At 62.2% G+C, this 4,866-nt stretch carries 4 protein-coding genes and 1 pseudogene; 3 read left to right on the forward strand and 2 right to left on the reverse strand.

Translation table 11 applies throughout. From position 1 onward, the window contains the following. Positions 1-91: 91 nt before the first annotated feature. The 3 genes and pseudogenes from L9Z73_RS25350 to L9Z73_RS25360 all read left to right on the forward strand — a co-directional run. A pseudogene (locus L9Z73_RS25350) lies at positions 92-637 on the forward strand (LamB/YcsF family protein); the annotation flags it as partial. A gap of 57 nt (positions 638-694) precedes the next feature. Continuing rightward, a complete protein-coding gene (locus L9Z73_RS25355) occupies positions 695-1,573 on the forward strand; it encodes a 5-oxoprolinase subunit B family protein (RefSeq protein WP_247406999.1) in 879 nt (292 codons plus the stop codon). Continuing rightward, positions 1,570-2,544, forward strand: coding sequence for a biotin-dependent carboxyltransferase family protein (locus L9Z73_RS25360; RefSeq protein ID WP_247407002.1), 975 nt, complete (start codon positions 1,570-1,572; stop codon positions 2,542-2,544). Before L9Z73_RS25355 ends, L9Z73_RS25360 begins: the two co-directional genes overlap by 4 nt. A gap of 123 nt (positions 2,545-2,667) precedes the next feature. On the opposite strand, the gene L9Z73_RS25365 is transcribed toward L9Z73_RS25360, so the two are convergent. Both L9Z73_RS25365 and L9Z73_RS25370 read right to left on the reverse strand, forming a co-directional pair. Next, complete coding sequence (locus L9Z73_RS25365; protein WP_247407004.1) at positions 2,668-4,284, reverse strand: inorganic phosphate transporter; 1,617 nt, start codon at positions 4,282-4,284, stop codon at positions 2,668-2,670. A gap of 171 nt (positions 4,285-4,455) precedes the next feature. Further along, a partial coding sequence (locus tag L9Z73_RS25370) for a CorA family divalent cation transporter (RefSeq protein ID WP_282598761.1) occupies positions 4,456-4,866 on the reverse strand: 411 nt, incomplete at its 5' end.

Here is a 4,866-nt window from a genome sequence, read left to right on the forward strand (position 1 = left end):
CTCGATTTGTCTAAATTGCTTAGGAACTCTGATGAAACTTCATTGGTGTACAACGGCGACGATACTACATTCATTTTTATTATCCTGATCCGTGGGTTTCGGTCGCCGCCATATCAACGCGCCAGCCCAGGAACTGGTGGACGACATGCTCTACCAGCTCGGCGCCCTGCGCGAAATCGCCCGGGCCCAGGGCGTGACCCTGCAACATATCAAGCCCCACGGCGCGCTCTACATGCACCTGGCCCGCGATGAAGACGCCGCGCGGCTGTTGGTGCAAAACCTGCAAGTCATCGAGCCGACGCTGTTGCTGTACTGCATGCCCAACTCGGTGATCTGGCGCATTGCCAAGGAACTGGGGCAGCCGGTGGTGCGCGAGTTTTACGCCGACCGCGAGTACGACCTGACCGGCTCCATCGTGTTCACCCGCACGGTGCGCGTGCTGGACCCTGCCACCGTCGCGGCGCGGGTCCTACGGGCTTGCCAGACGGGTCTTGTACGCACCGTAGAAGGCGAAGACCTGTTTATCGAATTCGATTCCATCTGCCTGCACAGCGACACCCCCGGCGCCCTGGAATTGGTCGAAGCGACCCGTGAAGCCCTGGACCAAGCGGGCATTATGGTCAGAACACCCAAATAAGATCGAACCCGTACTTTTTTTGCCTGCCGTTCTATAACGACTCCAAGAGGAACAGACATGGCTGAAACGTCCCCTATCCGCTACAGCTTCGGCGCCGATGAACACCTGTTCGCCGAGGTCAGCGACAGCATGTCCCTGCAGGCCTTTTTCAAAGGCATGGCCGTGACCCGCGCCGTGGAACGCCTGGCGTTGGACGGTGTGCTGGATGTGTGCCTGGCCAACGCATCGTTCCAGATTCGCTTCGACCCTGACCGCATTGCGCCCCATGTGCTGCTCGACGCGGTGCAAAGCGCCGAAGCCCAGGCCGTGGCCGAACGCACCTTGCACACGCGCATCATCGAAATCCCGGTGCTCTACAACGACCCCTGGACCCACGAAACCTTGATGCGTTTTCGCGATCGCCATCAAGACCCCAGCGGCACCGACCTGGAATACGCAGCGCGCATCAACGGCCTGGCCGATGTCGACGCCTTCATCGCGGCCCACAGTGGTGCGCCGTGGTTTGTGTCGATGGTCGGCTTTGTCGCGGGCTTGCCGTTCATGTTCCAGATGGTCGAGCGCGAACGGCAGTTGCAGGTGCCCAAGTACCTGCGCCCGCGCACCGACACGCCGAAACTGACCCTCGGCCATGGCGGCTGCTTTGGTTGTATCTACTCGGTGCGCGGCGCCGGTGGCTACCAGATGTTCGGCGTCACCCCGGCACCGATCTACGACCCGGCGCAGCAGTTGGCCTACCTCAAGGACCACATGGTGTTCTTCCGGCCGGGCGACATTGTGCAGTTCAAACCGATTGACCGTGCGGCCTACGACCTGGCCGTCGCCGAGGTCGACGCAGGACGTTTCGACCTGCGCATCCGCCCGCTGGAATTTTCCCTGGATGCGTTTCTCGCCGACCCCGTCGGCTACCCGAAAACCCTGCAGGAGGCGCTGGCATGATCAAGGTGCTCAAACCCGGCCTCGCCACCTCCGTGCAGGATCTTGGTCGCGAAGGCTACTACCACTTGGGTATTCCGCCATCGGGCGCATTGGACCAGTACGCACTGAGCGCGGCCAACCATTTGGTGGGCAACCCGCCGGGCGCGGCCGGCCTGGAATGCACGCTGATCGGCCCCGAGCTGGAATTTCAACAGGACGCCTTGGTCGCACTTAGCGGCGCCTTGATGTCGCCGTGCCTGGACGGTGAAGTGGTCCACCAGGACACCGCGTTCCACGTGCGCGCCGGGCAGGTGTTGCGCTTCGAATTTCCCAAGGCCGGTGCGCGCGCTTATCTGGCGGTCGCCGGCGGCATCGACGTGCCATTGGTGCTCGGCAGTCGCTCGACCTACACCCTCGGCGCACTCGGCGGTTTTCACGGGCGGCGCTTGCAGGCGGGGGATGAGCTGCCTATCGGCGAGCCCACTGGGCAGGGGCGGGCGGGCAACAGTTTGCCCATGGCCTTGCGCCGCTCCGTCGGCGGCGATGTGACCTTGCGCGTGGTGCCCGGCCTGTATAACGAACGCCTGACGGAGGCGGCAAAAAGCAGTTTTTTTGCCGAGCCGTGGACGGTGGGTTCCGAGGCGGACCGTATCGGCTACCGCTTCAAGGGCGGCAGTGCATTGAGCTTTCAGCCACGGGAGCAGCCGTTTGGTGCGGGGTCCGATCCGTCGAACATCGTCGACAGTTGCTACCCGATCGGCTCGATCCAGGTGCCGGCCGGGCTGGAGCCGATCGTGCTGCATCGGGACGCGGTGTCGGGCGGCGGCTACGCGATGATCGGCACGGTGATCAGTGCGGACCTGGACTTGATCGGGCAGATGCAGCCGAACCAGCGGGCGGGGTTTGTCGCGGTCAGCTTGGAGCAGGCGTTGGAGGCGCGGCGGGTGTACAAGAAGCGATTGAAGGCAATGGCCGGACTCTTCAATACCTGAAACACCACCAAACAAAATGTGGGAGGGGGCTTGCTCCCGATAGCGGCGGGGCAGTCAGCTTATTTGTAGCTGACCCACTGCAATCGGGAGCAAGCCCCCTCCCACATTTGATTCTGCGGTGTGTCAGAAGATCTGGGTGAACAGCCAGTACAGGCTACCCGACAGCAGAATCGCCGCCGGCAACGTCAACACCCAGGCCATCAGCAAATTGCGGATGGTCTTCATCTGCAAACCCGCACCGTTCGCCACCATGGTCCCCGCCACGCCGGACGACAACACATGGGTGGTCGACACCGGCAAGCCGAACATATCCGCGGCGCCAATGGTCAGCATCGCCACCGTCTCGGCCGAGGCGCCTTGGGCATACGTCAGGTGTGTCTTGCCGATCTTCTCGCCCACGGTCACCACGATGCGCTTCCAGCCGACCATGGTCCCGAGCCCCAACGCGATGGCCACGGCGATCTTCACCCACAGCGGAATAAAGCGCGTGGAGTTGTCGATCTGCTGCTTGAACAACTGCAGCTTGCTTTGGGTGTCGGCGTCGAAATTGCCGACCTTGCCCTTGTCCATCAAGCGGATGGTTTCGCTGGTCAGGTACATGTCGTTACGCACGTTGCGGACGGCCTCGGCGGGGACTTTGGCCAAAGAACCGTAGCCTTTGACTTCGTCACCGATCTGGCCGGCGAGGGCGGCGAGGGCCGGGATCAACTCGGGCGTGGCGTCCTTGGTGCGCACGTAGGTCGAGAGGATGGGGCGCGGGTCGCCCGGCAGCGCTTGCGGCGCGCTTTTCATCAGCGCGACCTGGGTCACTTCGGCCACTGCGGCAAACTGCAGTGATTGTTCGGCGGGCATGGCTCGGTTCAGCGCATACGCCATTGGCAGGGTGCCGACCAGGATCAGCATGATCAGGCCCATGCCTTTTTGCCCGTCGTTGGAGCCGTGGGCGAACGACACGCCGGTGCAGGTGACGATCAGCATGCCGCGAATCCACCATGGCGGCGGGGTGTCGCCTTTCGGCGCCTTGTACAGCGCGCGGTTTTTCACGAATGCGCGCAAGGCCAGCACCAGCAGCGCGGCAAACGCGAAGCCGATCAGCGGCGAGAGCAGCAGGGCATAACCGATCTTGATCGCCTGGCTCCAGTCCACGCCGCTGGTGCCATCACGCCCGTGCATCAGGGCATTGGCCACGCCGACGCCGATGATCGAACCGATCAGGGTGTGGGAGGACGAGGCCGGCAGGCCGAGCCACCAGGTGCCGAGGTTCCACAGGATCGCCGCGATCAGCAGAGCGAAGATCATTGCAAAACCGGCCGAGGAACCCACCTGCAAAATCAGCTCGACCGGCAGCAGGGCAATGATGCCGAACGCCACTGCGCCGCTGGAGAGCAGCACCCCGAGGAAGTTGAAAAAACCCGACCACAGCACCGCGAATTGCGGCGGCAGCGAGTTGGTGTAGATCACCGTCGCCACGGCATTGGCGGTGTCGTGGAAGCCGTTGACGAATTCGAAACCCAGGGCAATCAGCAGCGCCACGCCCAGCAGCAGGAACGGCGTCCAGGTGGTGACCACCGTGCCCAGTTCGTGCATGTCATGCATCAGGCTGTAGGCGGTGAACAACAGGCCCATGGCGAGCACGGCGAAGAAAATGATCACCGTCATAAGACTGGGTTTTTTGTCCAACCTGGGTTGGGTATCAACGGATGACGTATGCGTTGAAGCAGTCAGGGAAGGGGTGGCCATGCCGCAGCATCCAGTATCGGGGAGGATGTCGCCCATGATCATTGCAGAATGTGACGGAGATGCTGCGATAGGTCAGTGTTTAGCTGATTGGATTGGCCGCTGGTCGATAAACACCACACGTCAATGTGGGGGCGAGCGAGCCCGCACACAGGTGTTCAGCGCATTTCAGCTTCAGTAGTCTGTGCGCTTTCTGAAGGCCCAGCGCCCGGCAATCAAGGTGAAGGTCGCGACCAGCGCCACCAGAATCCAGAAGCCTTCCGGATCTTGGGAAAGCGGCACCCCGCCCACGTTCATGCCGAAAAAGCCGGCGATGATATTGATCGGCAATGCCAGCACCGTCACCACCGTCAGCGTAAACAGTGTGCGGTTGCTTTGTTCGTTGAGGTTGGCGGCGATTTCTTCTTGCAACAACTTGATGCGTTCGCCCAGGGCCGTCAGGTCGTTGATGATCAGTGCAAATTCCTCGGTGGATTTGCGTAACTCCTTGACGTCTTCCTTTTGCAACCACTGCGGCGGGCGGTTGAGCAGGCGCAGCAGTGAGCCCGGCTCCAGCGCCAGCAGGCGTTGCAGGCGCACCAGCAC

This window comes from Pseudomonas emilianonis (assembly GCF_023072625.1).
Classification (GTDB): Bacteria; Pseudomonadota; Gammaproteobacteria; order Pseudomonadales; family Pseudomonadaceae; genus Aquipseudomonas; species Aquipseudomonas paraveronii.